The 21786-nt window shown below is 61.1% G+C and carries 15 protein-coding genes and 3 pseudogenes; 4 read left to right on the plus strand and 14 right to left on the minus strand.

Features of this window, described 5'->3' with window-relative positions; all coding sequences use genetic code 11:
• Window positions 1-15: 15 nt before the first annotated feature.
• Together ACZ9H3_RS13795 and glyA are read right to left on the minus strand one after the other, a co-directional pair.
• Window positions 16-1266: a sarcosine oxidase subunit beta family protein gene (locus ACZ9H3_RS13795; protein ID WP_099773990.1), complete on the minus strand. Its 1251-nt coding sequence runs from the start codon at window positions 1264-1266 to the stop codon at window positions 16-18.
• Between the two features lie 21 nt (window positions 1267-1287).
• Window positions 1288-2541 carry a serine hydroxymethyltransferase gene (gene glyA, locus ACZ9H3_RS13800; RefSeq protein ID WP_476221136.1) on the minus strand — a complete coding sequence of 418 codons (1254 nt, stop codon included), beginning with the start codon at window positions 2539-2541 and terminating at the stop codon, window positions 1288-1290.
• Window positions 2542-2836: 295 nt separating this feature from the next.
• Here glyA and ACZ9H3_RS13805 point away from each other — a divergent pair, with 295 nt between their 5' ends.
• Entirely contained in the window at window positions 2837-3877 is a 1041-nt protein-coding gene (locus tag ACZ9H3_RS13805) for a threonine aldolase family protein (RefSeq protein ID WP_065760197.1), read from the plus strand.
• Window positions 3878-3889: 12 nt separating this feature from the next.
• On the opposite strand, the gene ACZ9H3_RS13810 is transcribed toward ACZ9H3_RS13805, so the two are convergent.
• The 4 genes and pseudogenes from ACZ9H3_RS13810 to ACZ9H3_RS13825 all read right to left on the minus strand — a co-directional run bounded on the left by ACZ9H3_RS13810 (window position 3890) and on the right by ACZ9H3_RS13825 (window position 6583).
• Complete coding sequence (locus ACZ9H3_RS13810) at window positions 3890-4627, minus strand: methyl-accepting chemotaxis protein (protein WP_407682251.1); 738 nt, start codon at window positions 4625-4627, stop codon at window positions 3890-3892.
• Window positions 4628-4750: 123 nt separating this feature from the next.
• Window positions 4751-5827: pseudogene (locus ACZ9H3_RS13815) on the minus strand (HAMP domain-containing protein); the annotation flags it as partial.
• Between the two features lie 226 nt (window positions 5828-6053).
• Window positions 6054-6356: a cell division protein ZapA gene (locus ACZ9H3_RS13820; RefSeq protein ID WP_065760199.1), complete on the minus strand. Its 303-nt coding sequence runs from the start codon at window positions 6354-6356 to the stop codon at window positions 6054-6056.
• The gene (locus tag ACZ9H3_RS13825; protein WP_065760200.1) at window positions 6353-6583 is read right to left on the minus strand and encodes a hypothetical protein; all 231 of its coding nucleotides are present in this window, start codon (window positions 6581-6583) and stop codon (window positions 6353-6355) included. Before ACZ9H3_RS13825 ends, ACZ9H3_RS13820 begins: the two co-directional genes overlap by 4 nt.
• Window positions 6584-6874: 291 nt before the next feature.
• On the opposite strand from ACZ9H3_RS13825, the pseudogene ACZ9H3_RS13830 reads away from it, so the two are divergent.
• A pseudogene (locus ACZ9H3_RS13830) lies at window positions 6875-7630 on the plus strand (MCP four helix bundle domain-containing protein); the annotation flags it as partial.
• On the plus strand, window positions 7622-8485 hold the full coding sequence (locus ACZ9H3_RS13835; protein WP_371917198.1) for a methyl-accepting chemotaxis protein: 864 nt from the start codon (window positions 7622-7624) through the stop codon (window positions 8483-8485). The pseudogene ACZ9H3_RS13830 and the gene ACZ9H3_RS13835, both read left to right, overlap by 9 nt.
• Here the strand turns inward: ACZ9H3_RS13835 and ACZ9H3_RS13840 are convergent.
• Both ACZ9H3_RS13840 and gbcB read right to left on the minus strand, forming a co-directional pair.
• Entirely contained in the window at window positions 8475-10385 is a 1911-nt protein-coding gene (locus ACZ9H3_RS13840) for a flavin monoamine oxidase family protein (RefSeq protein ID WP_102052215.1), read from the minus strand. The two genes, ACZ9H3_RS13835 and ACZ9H3_RS13840, sit on opposite strands and share 11 nt — an antisense overlap.
• A 183-nt stretch (window positions 10386-10568) precedes the next feature.
• Entirely contained in the window at window positions 10569-11669 is a 1101-nt protein-coding gene (gene gbcB, locus ACZ9H3_RS13845) for a glycine-betaine demethylase subunit GbcB (protein ID WP_099776075.1), read from the minus strand.
• Window positions 11670-11952: 283 nt separating this feature from the next.
• On the opposite strand from gbcB, the pseudogene gbcA reads away from it, so the two are divergent.
• Window positions 11953-13246 (plus strand): annotated as a pseudogene (gbcA, locus tag ACZ9H3_RS13850) (glycine-betaine demethylase subunit GbcA).
• A 698-nt stretch (window positions 13247-13944) separates the two neighbouring features.
• Here the strand turns inward: gbcA and etfB are convergent.
• The 6 genes from etfB to ACZ9H3_RS13880 all read right to left on the minus strand — a co-directional run bounded on the left by etfB (window position 13945) and on the right by ACZ9H3_RS13880 (window position 21733).
• Window positions 13945-14715 carry an electron transfer flavoprotein subunit beta gene (etfB, locus tag ACZ9H3_RS13855; protein ID WP_065760205.1) on the minus strand — a complete coding sequence of 257 codons (771 nt, stop codon included), beginning with the start codon at window positions 14713-14715 and terminating at the stop codon, window positions 13945-13947.
• Window positions 14716-14729: 14 nt separating this feature from the next.
• Window positions 14730-15950: an electron transfer flavoprotein subunit alpha gene (gene etfA, locus ACZ9H3_RS13860; RefSeq protein ID WP_476221139.1), complete on the minus strand. Its 1221-nt coding sequence runs from the start codon at window positions 15948-15950 to the stop codon at window positions 14730-14732.
• Window positions 15950-17899, minus strand: coding sequence for a dimethylglycine demethylation protein DgcB (gene dgcB, locus ACZ9H3_RS13865; protein ID WP_099776077.1), 1950 nt, complete (start codon window positions 17897-17899; stop codon window positions 15950-15952). The genes etfA and dgcB overlap by 1 nt, the downstream gene beginning before the upstream one ends.
• A gap of 173 nt (window positions 17900-18072) precedes the next feature.
• Entirely contained in the window at window positions 18073-20133 is a 2061-nt protein-coding gene (dgcA, locus tag ACZ9H3_RS13870; RefSeq protein WP_099776079.1) for a dimethylglycine demethylation protein DgcA, read from the minus strand.
• Between the two features lie 15 nt (window positions 20134-20148).
• Entirely contained in the window at window positions 20149-20679 is a 531-nt protein-coding gene (locus tag ACZ9H3_RS13875) for a DUF5943 domain-containing protein (protein WP_065760209.1), read from the minus strand.
• 76 nt (window positions 20680-20755) lie between these two features.
• Window positions 20756-21733, minus strand: a complete 978-nt coding sequence (locus ACZ9H3_RS13880) for a dipeptidase (protein WP_065760210.1) — start codon at window positions 21731-21733, stop codon at window positions 20756-20758.
• Window positions 21734-21786 lie beyond the last annotated feature (53 nt).

Raw genomic sequence — 21786 nt, forward strand, 5'->3', positions numbered from 1 at the left:
GGTCAGGTTCTCCTGTTAGTGGGCGACAGCGGCAGCGCCGTGTTCGTCGATCAGTGCGCCGTTGTAGAAACGGTCGATGGAAAAAGGCGCAGCCAGCGGGTGCATTTCACCCTTGGCCAGGCTGGCGGCAAAGACGTTGCCTGAACCCGGCGTGGCCTTGAAGCCACCGGTGCCCCAACCGCAGTTGAAGAACAGGTTCTTGACCGGGGTCTTGGAAATGATCGGGCAGGCGTCCGGCGAGGTATCGACGATGCCGCCCCACTGCCGGTTCATGCGCACACGGGACAGGATCGGGAACATCTCGACGATGGCCTGCAGGGTGTGTTCGATCACCGGGTACGAGCCGCGCTGGCCGTAGCCAACCCAACCGTCGATACCGGCACCGATCACCAGGTCGCCCTTGTCCGACTGGCTGATGTAGCCGTGCACGGCGTTGGACATGATCACACTGTCGATGATCGGTTTGATCGGCTCGGACACCAGTGCTTGCAGCGGGTGCGACTCCAGCGGCAGGCGGAAGCCGGCGAGCTTGGCCATGTGCCCGGAGTTGCCGGCAGTGACCACACCGACCCGCTTGGCGCCAATGAAGCCCTTGCTGGTTTCAACCCCGATGACCACGCCATTTTCCTTGCGGAAACCGGTGACTTCGGTTTGCTGAATCAGGTCCACGCCCAAGGCATCGGCGGCGCGGGCAAAGCCCCAGGCCACGGCGTCGTGACGGGCAACCCCGCCGCGGCGCTGCACGGTGGCACCGATGATCGGGTAGCGGGTGTTCTTCGAGCAGTCCAGGTACGGAATCTCGTCGGCCACTTGCTGGGCGTTGAGCAGTTCGCCGTCCACACCGTTGAGCCGGTTGGCACTGACCCGACGCTCCGAATCGCGCATGTCCTGCAGGGTGTGGCACAGGTTGTAGACGCCGCGCTGGGAGAACATCACGTTGTAGTTGATGTCTTGCGACAGGCCTTCCCAGAGTTTCATGGCGTGTTCGTAGAGGTGCGCCGACTCGTCCCACAGGTAGTTGGAACGCACGATGGTGGTGTTACGGGCGGTGTTGCCACCGCCCAACCAGCCCTTCTCGACCACCGCAACGTTGGTGATGCCGTGTTCTTTGGCCAGGTAGTAGGCCGTGGCCAGGCCATGCCCGCCGCCGCCGACGATCACCACGTCGTAGACCTTTTTCGGGGTCGGCGTGCGCCACATGCGCTGCCAGTTTTCATGGTGGCTCAGCGAGTGCTTGAAAAGGCCGAAGCCCGAGTAGCGTTGCATAGTCAGTTACTCCTCAACCACTCAGCGGTAAACCGGAAAGTCTGCACACAGTGCCGACACGTTTTTCGCCACATCGGCCTCGACATCGGCATCGCCAAGGTTGTCGAGAATGTCGCAGATCCAGCCGGCCAGTGCGGTGCACTGGCTGACCTTGAAGCCGCGCGTGGTCACCGCCGGGGTGCCAATGCGCAGGCCGGACGTGACGAACGGCGACTGTGGGTCATTCGGTACGGCGTTCTTGTTCACCGTGATATGGGCACGGCCCAGGGCAGCATCGGCCTCTTTGCCGGTCAGGCCCTGACGGATCAGGCTGACCAGGAACAGGTGGTTATCGGTGCCGCCGGACACTACATCGTAGCCGCGGTCGATGAACACGCCAGCCATGGCCTGGGCGTTGTCGATCACTTGCTGCTGATACGCCTTGAAGCTGGGTTCCAGGGCTTCCTTGAAGCACACAGCCTTGGCCGCGATGACGTGCATCAGGGGCCCGCCCTGGCCGCCGGGGAACACCGCAGCGTTGAGTTTCTTTTCCAGTTCTTCGTTGGCCTTGGCCAGAATCAGGCCGCCACGTGGGCCGCGCAGGGTCTTGTGGGTGGTGGTGGTGACCACGTCGGCGTACGGCAGCGGGTTCGGGTACAGCCCGGCCGCGACCAGGCCGGCCACGTGCGCCATGTCGACGAACAGGTAAGCGCCCACTTTGTCAGCGATCTGACGGAAGCGTGGAAAATCGAGGGTTTTCGAGTAGGCCGAAAAACCGGCGATGATCATTTTCGGCTTGTGCTCCAACGCCAGGCGCTCGACTTCGTCGTAGTCGATCAGGCCGGTGGCAGTGTCGATGCCGTATTGCACCGCGTTGTAGAGCTTGCCGGAGAAGCTGACCTTGGCGCCGTGGGTCAGGTGGCCACCGTGGGCCAGGCTCATGCCCAGCACCGTGTCACCGGCCTGCAGCAGGGCGAGGAACACCGCCGCGTTGGCCTGGCTGCCGGAGTGCGGCTGAACGTTGGCGTAGTCGGCACCGAACAGTTGCTTGGCACGGTCAATCGCCAGTTGCTCGACCTTGTCCACGTGCTCACAACCGCCGTAGTAACGCTTGCCCGGATAGCCTTCGGCGTACTTGTTGGTCAGGCCGCTGCCCTGGGCCTGCATCACGCGCTTGCTGGTGTAGTTCTCCGAGGCGATCAGTTCGATGTGATCTTCCTGACGCTGCTCTTCGGCATTCATCGCCGCCAGCAGTGCATCGTCATAACCCTGGATCTGGTCTTGCTTGCTGAACATCGCATCTCTCCCGGCAGCGGCATGGGCTTTCATTAGGTGGGCGGCATGACATGGACAGCGCCCTTTGGATTCGATGGTATGACCGACGCAGACAGCCCAGATGCCTATGGGCGCCACGCAAAGGTGCGTTTACGACATAACCTCGTGAGCGTCAGCCCGACAGGCAGGATAAAACCCGCGAAAAACCCTACAGCAGATGGCCCCATCGCTTGCAGGGCCGCTGGCCATACAGCAGCAGACACTTCACCGAATCTTGGTTTAGAGTGCTTGCCTGCGTCGTTTTCAGGACAGAACCATGACCGATCAAAGCCAACAATTCGCCAGCGACAACTATTCCGGTATCTGCCCCGAAGCCTGGGCCGCCATGGAAAAGGCCAACCACGGCCACGAACGTGCCTATGGCGACGACCAATGGACCGCACGGGCAGCCGATCACTTTCGCAAGCTGTTTGAAACCGACTGCGAAGTGTTCTTTGCCTTCAACGGCACCGCCGCCAACTCGCTGGCGCTGTCGTCGTTGTGCCAGAGCTACCACAGCGTGATCTGCTCGGAGACCGCCCACGTCGAAACCGACGAATGCGGCGCGCCGGAGTTTTTCTCCAACGGTTCCAAGCTGCTGACCGCCCGCAGCGAAGGCGGCAAGCTGACCCCGGCCTCGATCCGCGAAGTCGCGCTCAAGCGCCAGGACATCCACTACCCCAAACCCCGGGTAGTGACCATCACCCAGGCTACCGAGGTGGGCAGCGTCTACCGCCCGGATGAACTCAAGGCGATCAGCGCCACCTGCAAGGAACTGGGCCTGAACCTGCACATGGACGGCGCTCGTTTCAGCAACGCCTGCGCCTTCCTCGGCTGCACCCCGGCCGAGCTGACCTGGAAGGCCGGTATCGACGTGCTGTGCTTTGGCGGCACCAAAAACGGCATGGCGGTGGGTGAGGCGATCCTGTTCTTCAACCGCAAACTGGCCGAGGACTTCGACTACCGTTGCAAGCAGGCCGGGCAACTGGCGTCGAAAATGCGCTTCCTCTCCGCCCCCTGGGTCGGCCTGCTGGAGGACGGCGCCTGGCTGCGCCACGCCGCCCATGCCAACCACTGCGCACAATTGCTCAGCTCGCTGGTCGCGGACATCCCCGGCGTTGAACTGATGTTCCCGGTGGAGGCCAACGGTGTATTCCTGCAAATGTCGGAACCGGCCCTGGAAGCATTGCGCAACAAGGGCTGGCGTTTTTACACCTTCATCGGCAGCGGCGGCGCCCGGTTCATGTGCTCCTGGGACACCGAAGAAGCCCGGGTACGCGAACTGGCGGCAGATATCCGCGCCGTGATGAGCGCCTGACACCATCAGCGGCTACAGGCGAAACCCGCCCATCTGCCGCGCCAGGTCGTCAGCCAGCTCGCGCAGGGCCTGACACTCGTCCCGGCAGCCGCGCACTTCTGCGGCGGTTTGCCGGGCCAGGTCTGAGATACCCTGCACCGTTCGGTTGATCTCCTCGGTCACTGCCGACTGCTGCTCAGTCGCCGTGGCGACCTGGTGGTTCATGTCGCTGATATGCTCCACCTGATCCGTAATGGTCCCCAGCGATGCGCCGGTGCGCTGGCTCGACGCCACACCGGCACCGGTTGCCACCTGCCCGGCCTGCATTGAGGCCACGGCATTGCCCGTGCCCTGCTTGAGCCGTTGAATCATCTGCTGGATTTCACCCGTGGACACCTGGGTACGCTGAGCCAATGTGCGCACTTCATCAGCCACCACGGCGAAACCACGGCCCATTTCCCCGGCCCGCGCCGCTTCGATGGCCGCATTCAGCGCCAACAGGTTAGTTTGTTCGGAAATACTGCGGATCACCGCCAATACCTCGTCGATCGAGGCGACTTCTGCAGCCAACTCGCCAACCGCACCGGCGGCCGAGCCGATGTCATTGGACATGCCTTCGATCTGGCTAATCGAGCGCTGCACCACCTCACGGGCGTGTTCGGCTTCATTGCGGGCAGCCTGCGATGCCTGGGCCGCATTACCGGCATTTTGCGCAATGTCCTGCACGGTCAAGCCCATCTCATGCACCGCAGTGGCAACCGTTTCGGTCATTTCCTGCTGCCGCACAGAGCGATCAGCGGTGTTGTCCACCACCTGAGTCACCTGTTCCACCGCACGGTGCAAACGCTCAGTGGTGCCCAACACCTGGCCGATCAGTTCTCGCTGGCTGTCGATAAAGCGGTTGAAGCCACGCGCCAGATCACCCAACTCATCGCTACGGCCCTCATCCAGCCGACGGCTGAGGTCGCCACCGCCACTGCCGATGGCCACCAGTGCAGCGGTTACCTGGCGGATCGGCTTGACCAACCCACGCGCCAGCCAGACCACCAGCAGCAATGACAACAGCGCCACGGCCAGGCCGATCAGGCTGGTCAGCCAGACCGTCTCATGCACCTGGGCGTAAATTTGCGACTCGGGCACTTCCGCCACCAGCGTCCAGTTCAGGTCGCGCAGCGGCAGGCTAAGTGCCAGGAAGGTTTCGCCATCACGCTGAAAACGCGTACTGACCACCCGCTCCTGCCGCACCAAGGCGGTTTTCGCCGCAGCCTCACCCAACTGCTCACTGAGTTGGCGTTTACCGCTGAACTCGGCCTGTGGATGCACCTGGATCAAGCCATCGCCACGCACCAGGAACACCCGTCCTCGCGCCCCGAAACTGAAGTTGTGGATCAACTCGGACAGCTCATGCAAACGCAGGCCCAGCCCGGCAATGCCGACCAGTTTGCCGTCCTTCTCTACCCGGTAGTCGATGAACAACGCCACTTCACCGGAGCTACCATCGACGTCAATGTTGAGCATCCGCTCGTCACCGCTGTCGATGAAGCGGAAGAACCAGCTATCGGCCGGGTTGTCGCGACGCAGGGTACGGTCCAGGCCCTTCTCGTTGTAGTAATGATTGGAGACCGTAGAGGCAAACAGTGCCGTGAACGCGTTGTTGCGCTGGCGCAGTGCATCCAGGTACTCGGTAAAGTGCGCACGTTGGCTGGCGTCCTCGCCCTCGGCCAGCCAGTCACGCAGCAAGGTATTGCTGGCGATGTCCGCCGCCGCCGTCAGCGGTTGTCCGAGCATCCGCTCGATGTCGTTACGAATCGCCTCGATGCTCGCTGGCAGTGCCGTCTCGACCAGATAACGCTCCGTCAGCCGGTTAACCGCCAGCGTATAGATCGCGACCACCACCAGAATGCTCGCCAACAAGGCCGCACCCATGCTTGCAATCAACTTCCACTGAATACTGCGCCGCCAGAACTGCATGGAATTCCCCCGAGCAAATGACCCTGTACTGCAACAGGCAGGTCAACTGTATACACTTTGGTATCCAATTATTCCATTAGCGCGAGACAATACCCAACCGAGCAGGTGTCGGTTTTGCTTATGTAGAGGGCTCAGGACGGGGCTAGAACGCGTTGCAGGTCACTACGCGCCCAGCGCCGGCAAAGCCGGCGCGCTCAGGCGCGCAGTACGTCGGAGGAATGGGCGATCAGTTGTTGCCGATAGTCCGGGCGATGACGTCGACCGTGGCGTTGACTTGCTCTTGATAACGGTCGAGGGCTTCCTGATGCTTGTGCTGCAGTTCGATCTGCTGCGAGCACAGGTTCAGCGCCGCCAGCACCAACAGCTTGTCGCCAATCAGGGCTGGGTACTTGCGTTTGGTGTCACCCAACGAAGCCTTGAGCATTTGCACCGCCTTGAGCAAGGTCTGCTCTTCGCCTTCAGGTGCCTTGATCGAATAATCGGTGCCCAGGATCGAGATAACATTGATCGACTGCGCGGTCGTTTTCATGCGTTGACTGCGCCACCACCGGCACGCTCAACCAGCGCCTGGATACGCGCGGCCGTAGCGCCCTGCTTCTCTTCCTGCTCCAGCAGGCTCAGTTGCAGGCTGTCGTTTTCATCCTTGGCATGAACCAGTTCGGCTTCCAGCTTGGCAGTGCGCTCAGCCAGTTCCTGATTCTTCTGTACCAGGTCGTTGACCAGTTGTTCCAATTGACTCAGGGAAGTTTCCAACATAATGCCTTCTCGGGGGTTTTTGCAGGGGGCGCACACGATAAAGAAAACTCACCGCACTCGCCAGGGATATTGGGCCAGAGGCCCCGCTTTGATGTTGATTGACACACATTGGACAACTCGGTTCCCTGGCAACCCCACCATTGCCCAGATGAAATTTCATTCACAAGCGTTACTTTCGGCCGAAGTGCCTCAAGTCTTGTCCGATTCGACCGATAGGCAGAGTACGTCAAAATGCGTCGCATGGATCGCGTGCCCTTTCTCCTTCGGATAACGACCATGTCCCTACGCAATATGAACATCGCGCCGCGCGCACTGCTGGGTTTTGCCTTGATCGGTGCGCTGATGCTGGCGCTCGGTATTTTCGCGCTCAACCAGATGAGTGTGATCCGCCAGGCAGGTGTGGTCATTGAGCAAAACAGCATCCCCAGCATCAAGAACCTGGGCGAGCTCAACCAACTCACCCTGCGCCTGCGCAGCCTGGCTTATCGCTTGCTGGTTAACCGCGAGCCCGCAGAGCTACGCGACACGCTGGCACTGATGGACAAGCGCAACGCGCAGATTGATGAGGTGCGTAAAACCTACGAGCCGCTGATCGCCGATCAGAACGAACGCGCAACCTACAACCAGTACGTGCAGTTACTGAGCCAGTACCGTCAACTGGAAGCGCGCATGAAGAACCACGCCCAGTCCGGCCAACTGGACGAACTGCGCACCCTGCTGAACCGCGAGTTGCTGGACAACTCCGAGCAGATCAACACGCTCATGGAAAATCTGGTAAAGATCAACACAGAGCAAACCCGTAACACTAACCAGGTGGCCGCCGAACAGTACTCCACGGCATTCACCCTGGTCATCGCGCTGCTGGTGGTCGCGACCGTACTGACCTTCGTCTGCGCCTTGCTGCTGACCCGAAGCATCGTCAAGCCGATCAACGATGCCCTGCAAGCCGCCGAACAGATCGCCGAAGGCAACCTGACCCGACCGATCCAGACCCAAGGCCGGGATGAGGCCGCGCGCCTGCTGCAGGCCATGGCCAAGATGCAGAACAAACTGCGTGACACACTGCACCAGATCTCCGGCTCAGCGAACCAACTGGCGTCGGCAGCCGAAGAACTGAACAGCGTCACCGAAGAAAGCGCCCGTGGCCTGCAACAGCAGAACAACGAAATCGAGCAAGCGGCCACGGCAGTCACCGAGATGACCAGCGCGGTGGAAGAAGTGGCGCGCAACGCCGTCAGCACCTCGGAAGCATCGAAGGACGCCACCCGCTCGGCCGGCGATGGCCGTGATCTGGTGATGGAGACCGTCAGTGCCATCGAGCGCATGAGCGCTGATGTACAGGGCACTGCCGAGTTGGTCAGCAACCTGGCAGAGGAATCACGAGACATCGGCAAAGTGTTGGACGTGATTCGTGGCCTGGCCGACCAGACCAACCTGCTGGCCCTGAACGCCGCCATCGAGGCCGCGCGGGCCGGCGAGGCTGGCCGTGGCTTTGCCGTGGTTGCAGACGAAGTGCGCGCCCTGGCGCACCGCACCCAGCAGTCGACCAGCGAAATCGAACGCATGATCGGCAGCATTCAGGGCGGTACCGAGCAAGCGGTCAACTCGATGCGCAACAGCACCGAGCGCGCCGAGTCGACCCTGAACATCGCCCGTGGTGCAGGCCTGGCCCTGGACACCATCACCGGTGCCGTGGCGCAGATCAACGAACGCAACCTGGTGATCGCCAGCGCCGCCGAAGAACAGGCGCAGGTGGCCCGCGAGGTCGACCGCAACCTGGTCAACATCAATGACCTGTCGGTGCAGTCGGCCACCGGAGCCCACCAGACCAGCGCAGCCAGTGCCGAACTGTCACGCCTGGCAGTCGACCTGAACAGCCTGGTCGCCCGTTTCAGCGTTTAACCTGCTCCTTCATGAGTCTGCCGCGGTTGTGAGGGGCGGACTCATGAGGCGGTGTTTTCCTGGGCTCGGCGGTAAGCTTCGGCCCGGCGGTAAGCTCAATGGGCTTGAGCGCTTCCCATTGGCTAATGGGGCCGTTGGCGCTACTCCCTCCGTACTTGGCCGCCAACTTGTCCACCGCATTCAAGGCGGTGGTCACCGCGCCCTCCGCCCAACCGCCAGTCCACGACACATCATCCCCGGCGAGGATAAAGCCATAGGGGTTGGCACCACCGACACCCTGCATGAACTGGCTGAACAACAGGCGCTGATACTCGTACTGCCCTGGCAGGTTCATCTTGAAGGCACCGAGAAAGTGCGGCTGATCTTCCCAGTTCAACTCGACGAAAGGGTCCTGCGTGGCAAACCTGGATGCCACGTTCAACCCCGGATACACCACATCCAGTAGTGTCGTGCACAGCTCGACATGCCCAGACACCGGTGCAGCGAGGTCACCCAGAAATTTCAGGCTGTCATCGTTCCAGGTGTACGAGAGGAACATCCCACTGCCCTTGTAGGTACCGGTGCTCTGGCCATAGTCCACCAGGTAGGTGCCACGGGTCAGCCGGTCGGACAAGGTAATACTCATCAACTGTTTACCGTCTTCGCCACGCGTCTTCCAGAACGCTTCCTGGGTACCCGCAAAGATCTTCGCCGACTGCATGTAGTGGGTATACATCACCGCTTCCCACTGGGCTTTGCTCAGCAACGTGTTCATATCCGCGAACAGCTGTGGGCCGCCCATGTAGCGCAATTTGTCGAGGATACGCACATGGGGTGTATAGATAACGCTGGAAAACTCCAGGGACTGTTCCTGCCCGGTAACCAGGTCATGGAAGTAAACCCGAAACTGATCATCCGCCTGGCGGACGATATGCCGTACCTCCTGTTGCAACGGGTTGGCGAACACGGCTTTAGACCGCCCCTCAACCGTAGTGCCTGCGGCCCAATGCACCATCGCATCACCAAAGGTGCTTGGCGAGGTGTTCCATAGCCGTGTCGGTAACGTCGAAGCACCGTCATACATGAGCCGATGATTGGTATCGAGCCCGGTGTACAACACCCGCAATACTTCCAGAAAACTGTTGGGGTAGTCGGTGTTCCACCCGCCCGTACCGAAACCGATCTGGCCAAACAGGTTGATCTCCTCGGGGGTCCATTTGGCTTGCTCGACCATGGCCGCGTGGAAACTGAGGTTATCCCAGCCATTTTCCAAAACAGTATTCCAGATCGACTTGATCAGGCTCTGATTGATCGTACCCGTAGACATTGCCTGTTCCATTTCGCCAAAGCGAATAGGCTCTTGCTGCAGAAAAACATCGAAAAACTTATCTTCTAAGTTCGTATACGCTGGAGGCCTCGGGAAGTTGTTTGTACCTTCTTCGTAGTAAACCTTCTCGCCCTGATAATCGACCACCGTACTGACTGCAGCCACAGTACCCGGGTTGGGAAATTCGGTACTGTTGTCGGCCATGCCCACTTTTTCGAAATAATGATAAAGCGCCTTCCCCGACAGCGGAAAACGCATGGCGCCCAACTCACAGATCACACTACTCTCGTTGTTTTCCGTGCCCACCACTTTCGAATAGAGGCGCCCACCCAGGCGACCACTGGCGTCTACCACCACTGGGTGCAGGCCCATGCGCAGCGCCTCGTAGGCGGCTGTCAGCCCGGCGATGCCGGCCCCCACCACCAGTACCTGCTTGCCATAGTGGCTCGGGGCAATACTGCCCAGTGGCTGTTGGCCGGCCTGTGCCAGGTACTCACCGTAGTCGAAGGGAAAATCCGGGATCAAGGCACGCACTTCGTTTGCCTGAAGGCGTTTTGATTGTGTTCTGCGGGTACGCGAGGGAATTGCAGACATAGCGGGCGACTCCTCAACAGTGATCATTCAACAAAAGCCTGCTGAACTAAATCACACGCCCACTACCACAATGAAATACTGATTCGAGATCAGCATCTACACAACTAGACTGTCAAAACTGATAGTTGACTTCACCCACACAATAAATGCCCTGCCTGAACAATGTTCAAACAGGGCAGCTATTTAATACTCGATACGTACATCCCCCTTCGGCACACTGCAGCACGACAGAATGTAACCCTCGGCCACGTCATCATCGGTGATACCGCCGTTGTGCTCCATCTCCACTTCGCCGCCCAGCTTGAGCACCTTGCAGGTACCGCAGATGCCCATGCCGCAGGCCTTGGGGATCATCAGGCCGAGTTTGGCCGCCGCCGCATGAACGGTCTCGCCGGGCGCGACACGAATGCTCTTGCCCGTGGCGGTGAACTCCACCTGATGCAGGTCGGCGTTGTCCACCTCGGCCGCTTCGGCGGCCTGTTCGGCGTGTTCCACGGCATCGGCCTTGACCTCGGCCGGGGTCGCGCCAAATGACTCCTCATGGTAACGACGCATGTCGTAGCCGCTGGCTTCAAGCAAGCGCTTGACCGCGTTCATGTAAGGGGTCGGGCCGCAGCAGAAGATCTCCCGCTCCATGAAGTCCGGGGCGATCAGTTCCAGCAGCTTGTGGTTCAGGTAACCCCGGTAACCCGCCCAAGGTTCGCCCAGGCCGTGCTTCTCGCAAATGATATGCAGGCTGAAGTTGTCGATCCGCGAGGCCATCTGCTCCAGTTCGCGGTGGTAGATGATGTCTTTCGGCGAACGGGCGCTGTGGACAAACACCATGTCGACATTGCCGTTGGTGTCGTAGAACCAGCGGGCCATCGACATTACCGGGGTGATGCCCACGCCACCGCTGAGGTAGAGCACTTTGGGGCTGGGGAAATCAATTGCATTGAACAAGCCGACCGGCCCATGCACCGCCAGCTCCTGACCTTCGTGCAGGGTGTCGTGCAGCCAGTTCGACACCTTGCCGCCCGGCACCCGCTTGATGGTCACGGAAAAGCTGTAGGGCACCGAGGGCGAGCTGGAAATGGTGTAGGAGCGCATGATCGGCTGCCCTTCGATTTCCAGCTCCAGGGTGACGAATTGCCCGGGCTTGAAGAAGAACATGATCGGCTGGTCGGCCATGAAACAAAAGGTGCGCACATCCCAGGTTTCCTGGATCACCTTGACGCAACGGACGATATGGCGGCCGTTGGCCCAGGTCTGGGTAGTCACCGGATTGAGAAAGGGATTGGACATGCTCATCTCCACGGCCGACTGTGGCCTGATGGTAGTGATTCTGCTCAAGCTGCAACCGGCGCACATTCCTATCCGCGACATTGACGTGCTTATCGCGACCAGCCCCCACCGACAAGGGCTGGCGCGTCGGAAACGGATTCGACCATGTCGTCCAGGGATATGGTTCATGTCGGCGGCGAACGCACACTCCACCTCAAAGAATGCTGCTGCTTCAGCCTTGCGTCGCCATAACAACGATTAGCCACTTCCACCGGCCACACGCTTGGCCATGAGGACCTACACGATGGACGTCACCGCAACCCTGAGCCTGGGCGATCCACTGGAACCTGCACGCAAGGCAACTGCCGACATGCTGCAGAACCGCGAGCGGACCTTCTCGCTGCCCCAACCGTTCTACAACGACGAGCGCCTGTTCCAGATCGACATGCAGGAGATCTTCCACAAGGAATGGCTGATCGCCGGCATGACGTGTGAAATCCCGGCCAAGGGCAACTTCCTCACCCTGGAGATCGGCAAGAACCCGATCATGGTGGTACGGGGTGCCGAAGGTCAGGTACATGCCTTCCATTAACGTCTGCCGCCACCGTGGCTCGCGCCTGTGCACCAGCGACAAGGGCAAAGTGGCCAAACTGGTGTGCCCTTACCACCAGTGGACGTACGAACTGGACGGTCGCCTGCTGTTCGCCGGTACCGAAATGGGCGCCGACTTCGACATGAAGCAATACGGCCTGAAGCCTGTGCATGTGAAAACCGCCGGCGGCTACATCTTCGTCAGCCTGGCGGAGCACCCACCGGCCATCGATGACTTCCTCTCCACCCTGGCCCATTACATGGAGCCTTACGACATGGAGAACACCAAGGTGGCGGTGCAAACCACCTTGATGGAAAAGGCCAACTGGAAGCTGGTGCTGGAAAACAACCGCGAGTGCTACCACTGCAACGGTTCGCACCCTGAACTGCTCAAAACGCTCCTGGAATGGGACGACGTCACCGATCCACGCGCCGACCAGGCCTTCAAGGACCACGTTGCCGCCTCTGCCGCAGCCTGGGATGCCGAGCAGATTCCGTATGCCCACGCCAGCTTCGGCCTGCGTAACCGTATTGTGCGCATGCCGCTGCTCAAAGGCACCGTATCGATGACCATGGACGGCAAGCAAGGCTGCCAGAAGCTGATGGGCCGCATCAAAAACCCTGACCTGGGCTCGATGCGCATCCTGCACCTGCCGCACTCCTGGAACCACTGCATGGGCGACCACATGATCGTCTTCACGGTATGGCCGATCAGTGCACAGGAAACCATGGTCACCACCAAGTGGCTGGTACACAAGGACGCCGTCGAAGGCGTCGACTACGACCCGCAGCGCATGCGTGAAGTGTGGGACGCCACCAACGACCAGGACCGTCGCCTGGCCGAAGAAAACCAGCGTGGCATCAACTCCACGGCCTACCAGCCAGGGCCGTACTCCAAGACCTACGAGTTTGGCGTGGTCAACTTCATCGACTGGTACAGCGAGCGCATGCTGAACAACCTCGGTGCCGCACCAGCCCCCTACCTCAAGGGTGTAGCCGCACAGTAAGCGTCGCCCCCTCCTCCATCGCCGGCAAGCGCGCTTCCTACACCTCGGTAGGCGCCTTGTCGGTGATCCAGGCGCCATGCCATCCTGCCTGTACAAAATCTAACCAAACAGCGCATTGCCCAACAAACACAGGGCCTGCGACACTTCGCGAACACTTTATCCACAGGGCAACCCACAGTTAATGTGGGCAACCCCTGTGGAAAACTGAGCCAGCGGCCTGTTCGATGACCCACCCCCTATTGATCACTTTTTGATCAAACCTCTGAGCGCCTCTAAAACCGTGGCCTGCAGAAGAAGGCGAACACCTTACCCACAGAGCAGCCAACAGACTTTGTGCGCAACTGTGCAAGGCTGAAAAAGCCATGTGGATAAACCCGCAAGGCCCCGATTTATCGGCGTTTTCCCGATCATCGCCGGTGCTTTTGGGTGTGTTTGTATGTTTTTTGATCAAAACCTTGAACGCCTTGTATTCCGTGGCCTGCAGCCATGGGCGAACAGATTATCCACAGAAGCGCCAACAAGGATTGTGGGCAATATGCGTGCGAACGGTGCTTCATTCACAGGGGGAAAGGCTGGAAAAACCCCAGTTGCAACTGGTCAAAATCTGATCAAACGACTACAGGCCACGTAATACGTGGCCTGTAGTCATAGGCAAACACTTTATCCACAGAACCGCCAACAGACTTTGTGAGCAACTGTCAGCGCAGCACACCTTCTTCGATCAACAGCTTCAGAATGGCCTCGGCACCCGCTTGCGGAGTGAGGTCCTTGAGTACCTGGCCACCGCCGCCGCTGGCCTTGGCGGTAGCGGCTTTCATGCGGTCGGCACCACTCTTGGCCTTGATCACTTTCAAGCGCTTGGGGCGCGGCTTGGCGGGCTGCAGTTCTGCGCCGGTGAGTAACGTGTCTTCAACGATCGCCACATGGCGTGCCGCCAATACCCCGCGCCGCGCCGGGCCAAACGCGCTCTGGCGTGGTTTGGGCGCAGCGTTATCCACAGTGGCCAACATCGGTAGGCGTACCTTCAGCCGGCGCCGCTGGCCACGCGGCAGGGCCTGCAGCACCTGTGCAACGCCGTTGTGGATAGATTCCACCTCAGCCAGCCCCACCACCAGCGGCCAGCCCAGGCGCTCGGCCAGAAGGAACGGCAGCATCCCTGAGCCTTCGCCGGTTTCTGCCTGGCTACCGGTCAGTACCAGTTGTGCTCCGGCATCGCGCAGGTAGTCACCCAGCACAACGAGCGCATCGCTGCCAGCCGGTTGTTCGAGTACGTCCAGTTGCGCCAGCCCCATGCCCAGGTAGCTGCGCAGTGCCGGCTCCTGAGGGTCGCCGGCATGCAGCACCTGCAAGTTATCCCCAGCCAGTTGCAAGCCCAATTCGACTGCACGGGCATCCTGTTCAGCACGCCGGGCCCGACCCGAGGTCGGGTGGGCGCCAATCGAAACCAGGCTGATGACCTTAGTGTTCATAGCTATCCCCTGCTCTACGCGGCATCGCGCTTGGCTTCGTTGCGGTAGTTATCCACAGCGGCAATCAGCGCCTTGAGGATCGCTGCGCTGTCGCCGATCACCGAGAGATCGGCCCGTTTGATCATGTCGCAACCCGGGTCGAGGTTGACCGCCACCACCTTGTCGCAGGCCCCAATGCCCTGCAGGTGCTGGATCGCCCCCGAGATACCCACAGCCAGGTAGACCCGCGCCGTGACCCAGGTACCGGTCGCGCCGACCTGACGGTTACGCGGCATGAAGCCATCGTCCACCGCCACCCGCGAAGCGCCTTCGGTGGCGCCCAGCGCAACGGTAGCGCGGTGGAACAGGTTCCAGTCCTTGACACCATTACCGCCAGAGACGATGAACTCGGCCTCGGCCATGGCAATCGCCGCCGGGTCGACGGCCACCGGGCCGAGGTCTTCGATGCGTGCCAGGCTACGGACCACGGCTGTGGATAACGTCACTGGCAGCGCTTCGTGGCGGGTTTCACTGACCGGCTCGGCGCATTCGGCCGAGGCCAGAATCAGCCGCGGCAGGTCACGAATCAGGTCTTGCTGCCCAGCCCCCGCACGGCCGCTGCACAGGCCATCCTTGACTTGCCAGACGCGGGTTGCCGGGCGCTCGCCCAGCGCTGCAGCAAAGCGCCGCCCCAACTCAGCGCCACCGGTGCGGCTGTCAGGCAGCAGCCAGTGGCGTGGGTTGAACTGGTTATCCACAGCGCGCAGGCCCTGGACCCGTTGCTCCGGTGCATAACCGTCAAAGGCATCACCTTCGATCACCAACAGGCGGTCAACGCCGGCCGTGTCGAATTTGCTTTCCTTGTGCTCGCCAAACAGCACCGCCAGTACCGCACCGTCACTGCCGGCCAAGCCACGGGCGAGCCCCAACAGGTCGCGGTCGTGACTGCTCAGGCGACCACCGACCATGTCCGGTACCACGGCAATGTAGAAGGCAGGCGCGGCCAGTTGATGCAGCGGCAGCTGCACCTCGACCGCTGCACTGCGCTTGTTGCTGCTGCCCTGCTGGGCGCCACTGCGGTCGATTCGCTTGATGCCGTTAGGGCCAATGAAACCAACAGCATGAGGGTTCTTGCGGATCAGGCCGTTCGGGCCCATCCACGTCGTTTGTTGTGTCTGCATGGCCGCATGCAACGGGTGCAGGCGGTTGCGGGCGATCCACTCAGCGCGAGGGTCGCGGCGAATAATGTCGCTCATCAATGCACCTCCGCAGCGCTACGTTTGGCGGCTGCCGACTTATTCACAGGCACTTCGTCTTCAAGCAAGGCATCGGCGACCAGTTCTGCCAGGTCCTTGATCAATGGGCGTGGCTCAACCACCCCTTCGAGCATGGCCGTGCATTGTGGACAACCTACCGCCACCAACTCGGCGCCGGTTTCGCGGATGTCCTCCATGCGCATGTCGGGAATACGCTGCTTGCCCGGAATGTCGGTGATCGGCGCACCGCCGCCACCGCCACAGCAACGGGACCGGAAGCCCGAACGCTGCATTTCCTTGACCTCGATACCCAGCGCACGCAAAACCTCACGCGGCGCCTCGTACTCGCCGTTGTAGCGGCCCAGGTAGCACGGGTCGTGATAGGTGACACTGCTGCCCTTGTGCTGGCCGAGATTGAGCGCACCGGCGCCAATCAGCTCGGCAATGTAGGTGCTGTGATGCTGTACCAGGTACTCGCCGCCAAAGGCCGCGTATTCGTTCTTCAGCACGTGGAAGCTGTGCGGATCGCAGGTGACGATACGCTTGAAGCTGTATTTGCCCAGGGTCTGAATGTTGCGCTTGGCCAGCGCCTGGAACGTCGCCTCGTCGCCCAGGCGACGGGCCACGTCACCGCTGTCGCGCTCTTCCAGGCCCAGCACGGCGAAGTCCACGGCGGCCGCCTTGAGCACTTTGACGAACGCACGCAGGGTGCGCTGATTGCGCATGTCGAAGGCGCCGTCACCGACCCAGAACAGCACGTCTGCAGTTTTCTTCTCGGCCAGCACCTCAAGGTTCAGGTCGGCGGCCCAGTTCATCCGCCCACCCGGTGCAAAGCCCCCCGGGTTGTCGGTGGCGATCAGGTTTTCCAGCACTTCGGCGCCCTTGTTCGGGGTCGCGCCTTTCTCCAGTGTCAGGTGCCGGCGCATGTCGACGATGGCATCGACGTGCTCGATCATCATCGGGCACTCTTCCACGCAGGCGCGGCAGGTGGTGCACGACCAAAGAGTTTCGGCATCGACCAGACCATTGACGATCGGTTGATGCGGGTTGCCGCCGTGCTCACCAATCGGCTTGCCCGGATAGGGGCTGCCGGCGAACTTCGCATCGGTACCACCGGCCAGGCCGACGACCATGTCCTGAATCAGTTTCTTCGGGTTCAATGGCTGGCCCGCGGCAAACGCCGGGCAGGCCGCTTCACACTTGCCGCACTGCACGCAGGCGTCAAAACCCAGCAGTTGGTTCCAGGTGAAATCCTTGGGCTTTTCTACGCCCAATGGCGCGTTGCGGTCTTCCAGGTCCAGCGGTTTGAGCCCGGTGGAGCGACCGCCACCGAAACGCTCGGCACGGCGGTGCCAGGCCAGGTGCAGGGCACCGGCGAAGGCGTGTTTCATTGGCCCGCCCCAGGTCATGCCGAAAAACAGCTCGGACACACCCCAGAGCACACCGACACCGAGCAGGGCTACCAGCAACCAGCCGCCAAAGCCCTCCGGCAGAATGCCGGCCACCGGCAAGGTGGCGAGGAAGAAGCTTGCAGCGAACACCAGCAGGCTTTTCGGCAGGCGCATCCACGGGCCCTTGGACAACCGCGCAGGCGGGTTCAGGCGGCGCTTGTAGACGAACAGCGCACCGCCAAACATCAGCACCGTTGCCAGCAGCAAGGCATAGCCGAGAATGCGGTTATGCAAGCCAAAACCGTGTACCAGGATCGCCAGCACCGCCGCCAGCACAAAGCCGCCCGCAGTCGCCACGTGGGTGTTGGCCATGTACTTGTCACGCGCGACCACATGGTGCAGGTCGACCATGTAGCGGCGCGGCATGGCCAGCAAACCGCCGAGCAGGTCGACCTTGGACGGGCGGCCACGCCGCCACATGCGCACCCGGCGCAAGGCGCCGAGCACCGCCAGGCCAATGGCAGCGAACAGCAGGATGGGTAGAAGGGTGTTCAACATGGGAGGCTCCCACAACAGCGGTTGCAAGGGGTTCAGGCCCTTGGAATCCTGCACCGGCCCTGTGGGAGCGGGCGTGCCCGCGAATGCGTCAGATCAGACAACGGTGTTGTTCGTGCTGGCGCTTTCGCGAGCTTGCCCGCTCCCACTAGGGCCGATGTGTGCCGACTGAGCGATCAGAAGTCCTTGCACAGGCGCAAGGCGTCGTAGATTGCTGCGTGCGTGTTGCGCTGAGCGACGCAGTCACCGATGCGATAGAGCAGGTAACCTTCGCCCGGCTGGCTGAGAATCGGCTGCGGCTGGATCGCGAACAGGGCTTCGATGTCGATCTGACCCTTGTTGCGCGAGCCTTCCTTCAGCGCGTAGTAGAGTGCTTCGTCCGGACGCACGCCGTTCTCGATCACCACCTGGTCGACCACCCGCTCTTCCTTGGCACCGGTGTATTCGTTCTCCAGCACCGCCACCAGCTTGTCGCCCTCGCGGTAGACCTTTTCCAGCATGAGGTCGCCGGTCATGATCACTTCTTTCGGGTACATGCTGCGGTAGTAGGTCGGGAACGAAGTACCGCCAATGGCCACACCCGGCTTGATGTCGTCAGTGACGATCTCGACCTGGCTGCCCTTGTCGGCGATGAAGTCGGCCACCGACATCCCGGTGAATTCACAGATAGTGTCGTACACCAGCACGTTCTTGCCCGGCGCAACCTTGCCGTCGAGCACGTCCCAACTGCTGACCACCAGCCCTTCGGCAGCGCCCCAGTGTTCGTTCTGCTCCAGGAACGGATGCCCGCCCACGGCCAGCACGACCACATCGGGGCGCAGGTCGAGGATGCTCGCCGCGTCGGCGGCGGTGCCCAAGCGCAGGTCAACCTTCAACCGCGCCAGCTCCAGTTGGTACCAGCGGGTGATACCGGCAATCTGGTCACGTTGCGGTGCCTTGGACGCCGTCGTGATCTGCCCGCCAATGGCGTCCTTTTTCTCGAACAGGGTAACGTCATGGCCACGTTCGGCAGCCACGCGGGCAGCCTCCATCCCGGCGGGGCCTGCACCAACCACCACCACCTTGCGTTTCGGCCCGGTGGACTTCTCGATGATGTGCGGCACGCCCATGTATTCACGGGAGGTCGCGGCGTTCTGGATGCACAGCACATCCAGGCCTTGGTACTGGCGGTCGATGCAGTAGTTGGCACCGACGCATTGCTTGATCTGGTCAACCTGGCCCATCTTGATCTTGGCGATCAGGTGCGGGTCGGCGATGTGCGCACGGGTCATGCCGACCATGTCGACATAGCCGCCTTCCAGAATGCGTGTGGCCTGGTTCGGGTCCTTGATGTTCTGTGCGTGCAGCACCGGAACCTTGACCACTTCCTTGATACCAGCCGCCAGGTGCAGGAACGGCTCTGGCGGGTAGCTCATGTTCGGAATTACGTTGGCCAGGGTGTTGTGGGTGTCACACCCGGAGCCGATCACGCCAAAGAAATCGACCATACCGGTGGCATCGTAGTACTTGGCGATTTCCTTCATGTCTTCATGGCTGAGGCCATCGGGGTGGAACTCATCCCCGCAAATACGCATGCCGACGCAGAAATCCGGGCCGACTTCAGCCCGCACAGCCTTGAGCACTTCCAGGCCGAAACGCATGCGCTTCTCGAAGGTACCGCCCCATTCGTCGGTACGCTTGTTGACCCGTGGGCTCCAGAACTGGTCGATCATGTGCTGGTGCACCGCCGACAGCTCGACGCCGTCCAGGCCACCTTCCTTGGCCCGGCGCGCGGCCTGGGCATAGTTGCCGATCACCCGCCAGATTTCTTCCGGCTCGATGGTCTTGCAGGTAGCACGGTGTACCGGCTCACGGATACCCGACGGCGACATCAGAGTTGGCCAGTGTTCACCGTCCCAGCGCGAGCGACGGCCCATGTGGGTAATCTGGATCATGATCTTGGCGCCATGCTTGTGCATGGCATCGGCCAGGTTCTGGAAATGCGGGATGATCCGGTCGGTGGCCAGGTTGACCGATTTCCACCAGCCCTGCGGGCTGTCGATGGCCACCACCGAGGAGCCCCCACAAATGGCCAGGCCGATACCGCCCTTGGCTTTCTCTTCGTAGTACTTCACGTAGCGTTCGGTGGTCATGCCGCCGTCGGTGGCATAAACCTCGGCGTGCGCGGTGCTGAGTACGCGGTTACGGATGGTCAGTTTGCCGATCTGGATCGGCTGGAACATTGCTTCGAAAGCCATGGCGGGATCCTCGACTTACAGCGGCTTGACGATGAACAGGCCGTCGTCGTGGCCTTCTTCCGAACCACCGTAGACCTGCTCGGCCACGGTACGGATCGAACTGCCACGCGCTGCCAGGATCTGGTCCATGGCACCGGCAAACCAGCCGGTGAACATGTAGTCGACCTTGCGCCCGACCTTGCCGTACACATAAACGAAGGCAGAGTGCTCCAGCTTGACGCTGGCGGTGCCTTTTTCCAGGTCGATGTCCTGGATCTTGAACAGGCCCCAGCCGCGCTGGGACAGGCGCTTCATGTAGTGCTCAAACACCGCGACACCTTCCAGGCCATGGCACTCGGCTTCCTTTTCACACCAGTGCCAGGCGGACTTGTAACCGGCCTTGTAGAGGATCTCGGCATAGGCGTCAGCGCCGAGCACTTCCTCGATGCCCATGTGGTTGTTGACGAAGAAATGCCGTGGCACGTACAGCATCGGCAGGGCGTCGGAGGTCCAGACACCGGTCTCGCTGTCGACTTCGATAGGCAATTGCGGGGCGATCTTGGCCATGGAAACTCAACTCCAGAAAATTTGGTTGGCAGCCCCTGCTCAGTTGGCAGGGGTTAGAGAGACTTGGTTTGGAGGCTTACTCGCCCCACACGTCGCGCAGCACGTTGACCCAGTTTTCGCCCATGATCTTGCGCACCACGCGTTCGCTGTGGCCGCGCTTGAGCAGCGTTTCAGTGAGGTTGGGGAACTCGCCTACGGTACGAATGCCCAGCGGGTTGACGATCTTGCCGAAGTTGGTCAGGCGGCGGGCGTAGCCCTTGTCATGGGTCAGCCACTCGAAGAACTCCTGGCCGTGGCCCTGGGTGAAATCGGTACCGATACCGATCGCGTCTTCGCCGACGATGTTCATGGTGTACTCGATGGCCTCGGCGTAGTCGTCGATGGTCGAGTCAATGCCTTTGGCCAGGAACGGCGCGAACATGGTCACGCCGACAAAACCGCCATGGTCGGCGATGAATTTCAGTTCTTCATCGGACTTGTTGCGCGGGTGCTGCTTCAGGCCGGACGGCAAGCAGTGGGAGTAGCACACCGGCTTTTTCGATTCGAGGATGACTTCCTCACTGGTCTTGGAGCCCACGTGAGAGAGGTCGCACATGATGCCGACGCGGTTCATCTCGGCCACCACTTCGCGACCGAAGCCCGACAGCCCGCCGTCACGCTCATAGCAGCCGGTACCGACCAGGTTCTGGGTGTTGTAGCACATCTGCACCACACCGACGCCGAGCTGCTTGAACACCTCGACATAGCCCAGCTGGTCTTCAAAGGCATGGGCGTTCTGGAAGCCGAAGATGATCCCGGTCTTGCCCTGCTCCTTGGCCCGACGAATGTCGGCGGTGGTCTTCACCGGAATCACCAGGTCGCTGTTTTCGCGGATCAGCTTCTGGCTGGCAGCAATGTTGTTGACGGTCGCCTGGAAGCCCTCCCACACCGACACGGTGCAGTTGGCAGCGGTCAGGCCACCTTTGCGCATGTCCTCGAACAGCTCGCGGTTCCATTTGGCGATGATCAGCCCGTCGATAACGATGCTGTCTGCGTGTAATTCGGCTGGGCTCATCAGGCGGTCCCCTTTTCTCGATGCCTGCGCCGAATCGTCTGCCGGCGCTTTGG

The organism is Pseudomonas sp. TE3910, from assembly GCF_056279025.1.

Coding starts and splice junctions, on each gene's coding strand:
- ACZ9H3_RS13795 (WP_099773990.1), bottom strand. CDS start 1,266: ATGCAACGCTACTCGGGCTTCGGCCTTTTCAAGCACTCGCTGAGCCAC.
- glyA (WP_476221136.1), bottom strand. CDS start 2,541: ATGTTCAGCAAGCAAGACCAGATCCAGGGTTATGACGATGCACTGCTG.
- ACZ9H3_RS13805 (WP_065760197.1), top strand. CDS start 2,837: ATGACCGATCAAAGCCAACAATTCGCCAGCGACAACTATTCCGGTATC.
- ACZ9H3_RS13810 (WP_407682251.1), bottom strand. CDS start 4,627: ATGACCGAAACGGTTGCCACTGCGGTGCATGAGATGGGCTTGACCGTG.
- ACZ9H3_RS13820 (WP_065760199.1), bottom strand. CDS start 6,356: ATGAAAACGACCGCGCAGTCGATCAATGTTATCTCGATCCTGGGCACC.
- ACZ9H3_RS13825 (WP_065760200.1), bottom strand. CDS start 6,583: ATGTTGGAAACTTCCCTGAGTCAATTGGAACAACTGGTCAACGACCTG.
- ACZ9H3_RS13835 (WP_371917198.1), top strand. CDS start 7,622: ATGCAGAACAAACTGCGTGACACACTGCACCAGATCTCCGGCTCAGCG.
- ACZ9H3_RS13840 (WP_102052215.1), bottom strand. CDS start 10,385: ATGTCTGCAATTCCCTCGCGTACCCGCAGAACACAATCAAAACGCCTT.
- gbcB (WP_099776075.1), bottom strand. CDS start 11,669: ATGTCCAATCCCTTTCTCAATCCGGTGACTACCCAGACCTGGGCCAAC.
- etfB (WP_065760205.1), bottom strand. CDS start 14,715: ATGAACACTAAGGTCATCAGCCTGGTTTCGATTGGCGCCCACCCGACC.
- etfA (WP_476221139.1), bottom strand. CDS start 15,950: ATGAGCGACATTATTCGCCGCGACCCTCGCGCTGAGTGGATCGCCCGC.
- dgcB (WP_099776077.1), bottom strand. CDS start 17,899: ATGTTGAACACCCTTCTACCCATCCTGCTGTTCGCTGCCATTGGCCTG.
- dgcA (WP_099776079.1), bottom strand. CDS start 20,133: ATGGCTTTCGAAGCAATGTTCCAGCCGATCCAGATCGGCAAACTGACC.
- ACZ9H3_RS13875 (WP_065760209.1), bottom strand. CDS start 20,679: ATGGCCAAGATCGCCCCGCAATTGCCTATCGAAGTCGACAGCGAGACC.
- ACZ9H3_RS13880 (WP_065760210.1), bottom strand. CDS start 21,733: ATGAGCCCAGCCGAATTACACGCAGACAGCATCGTTATCGACGGGCTG.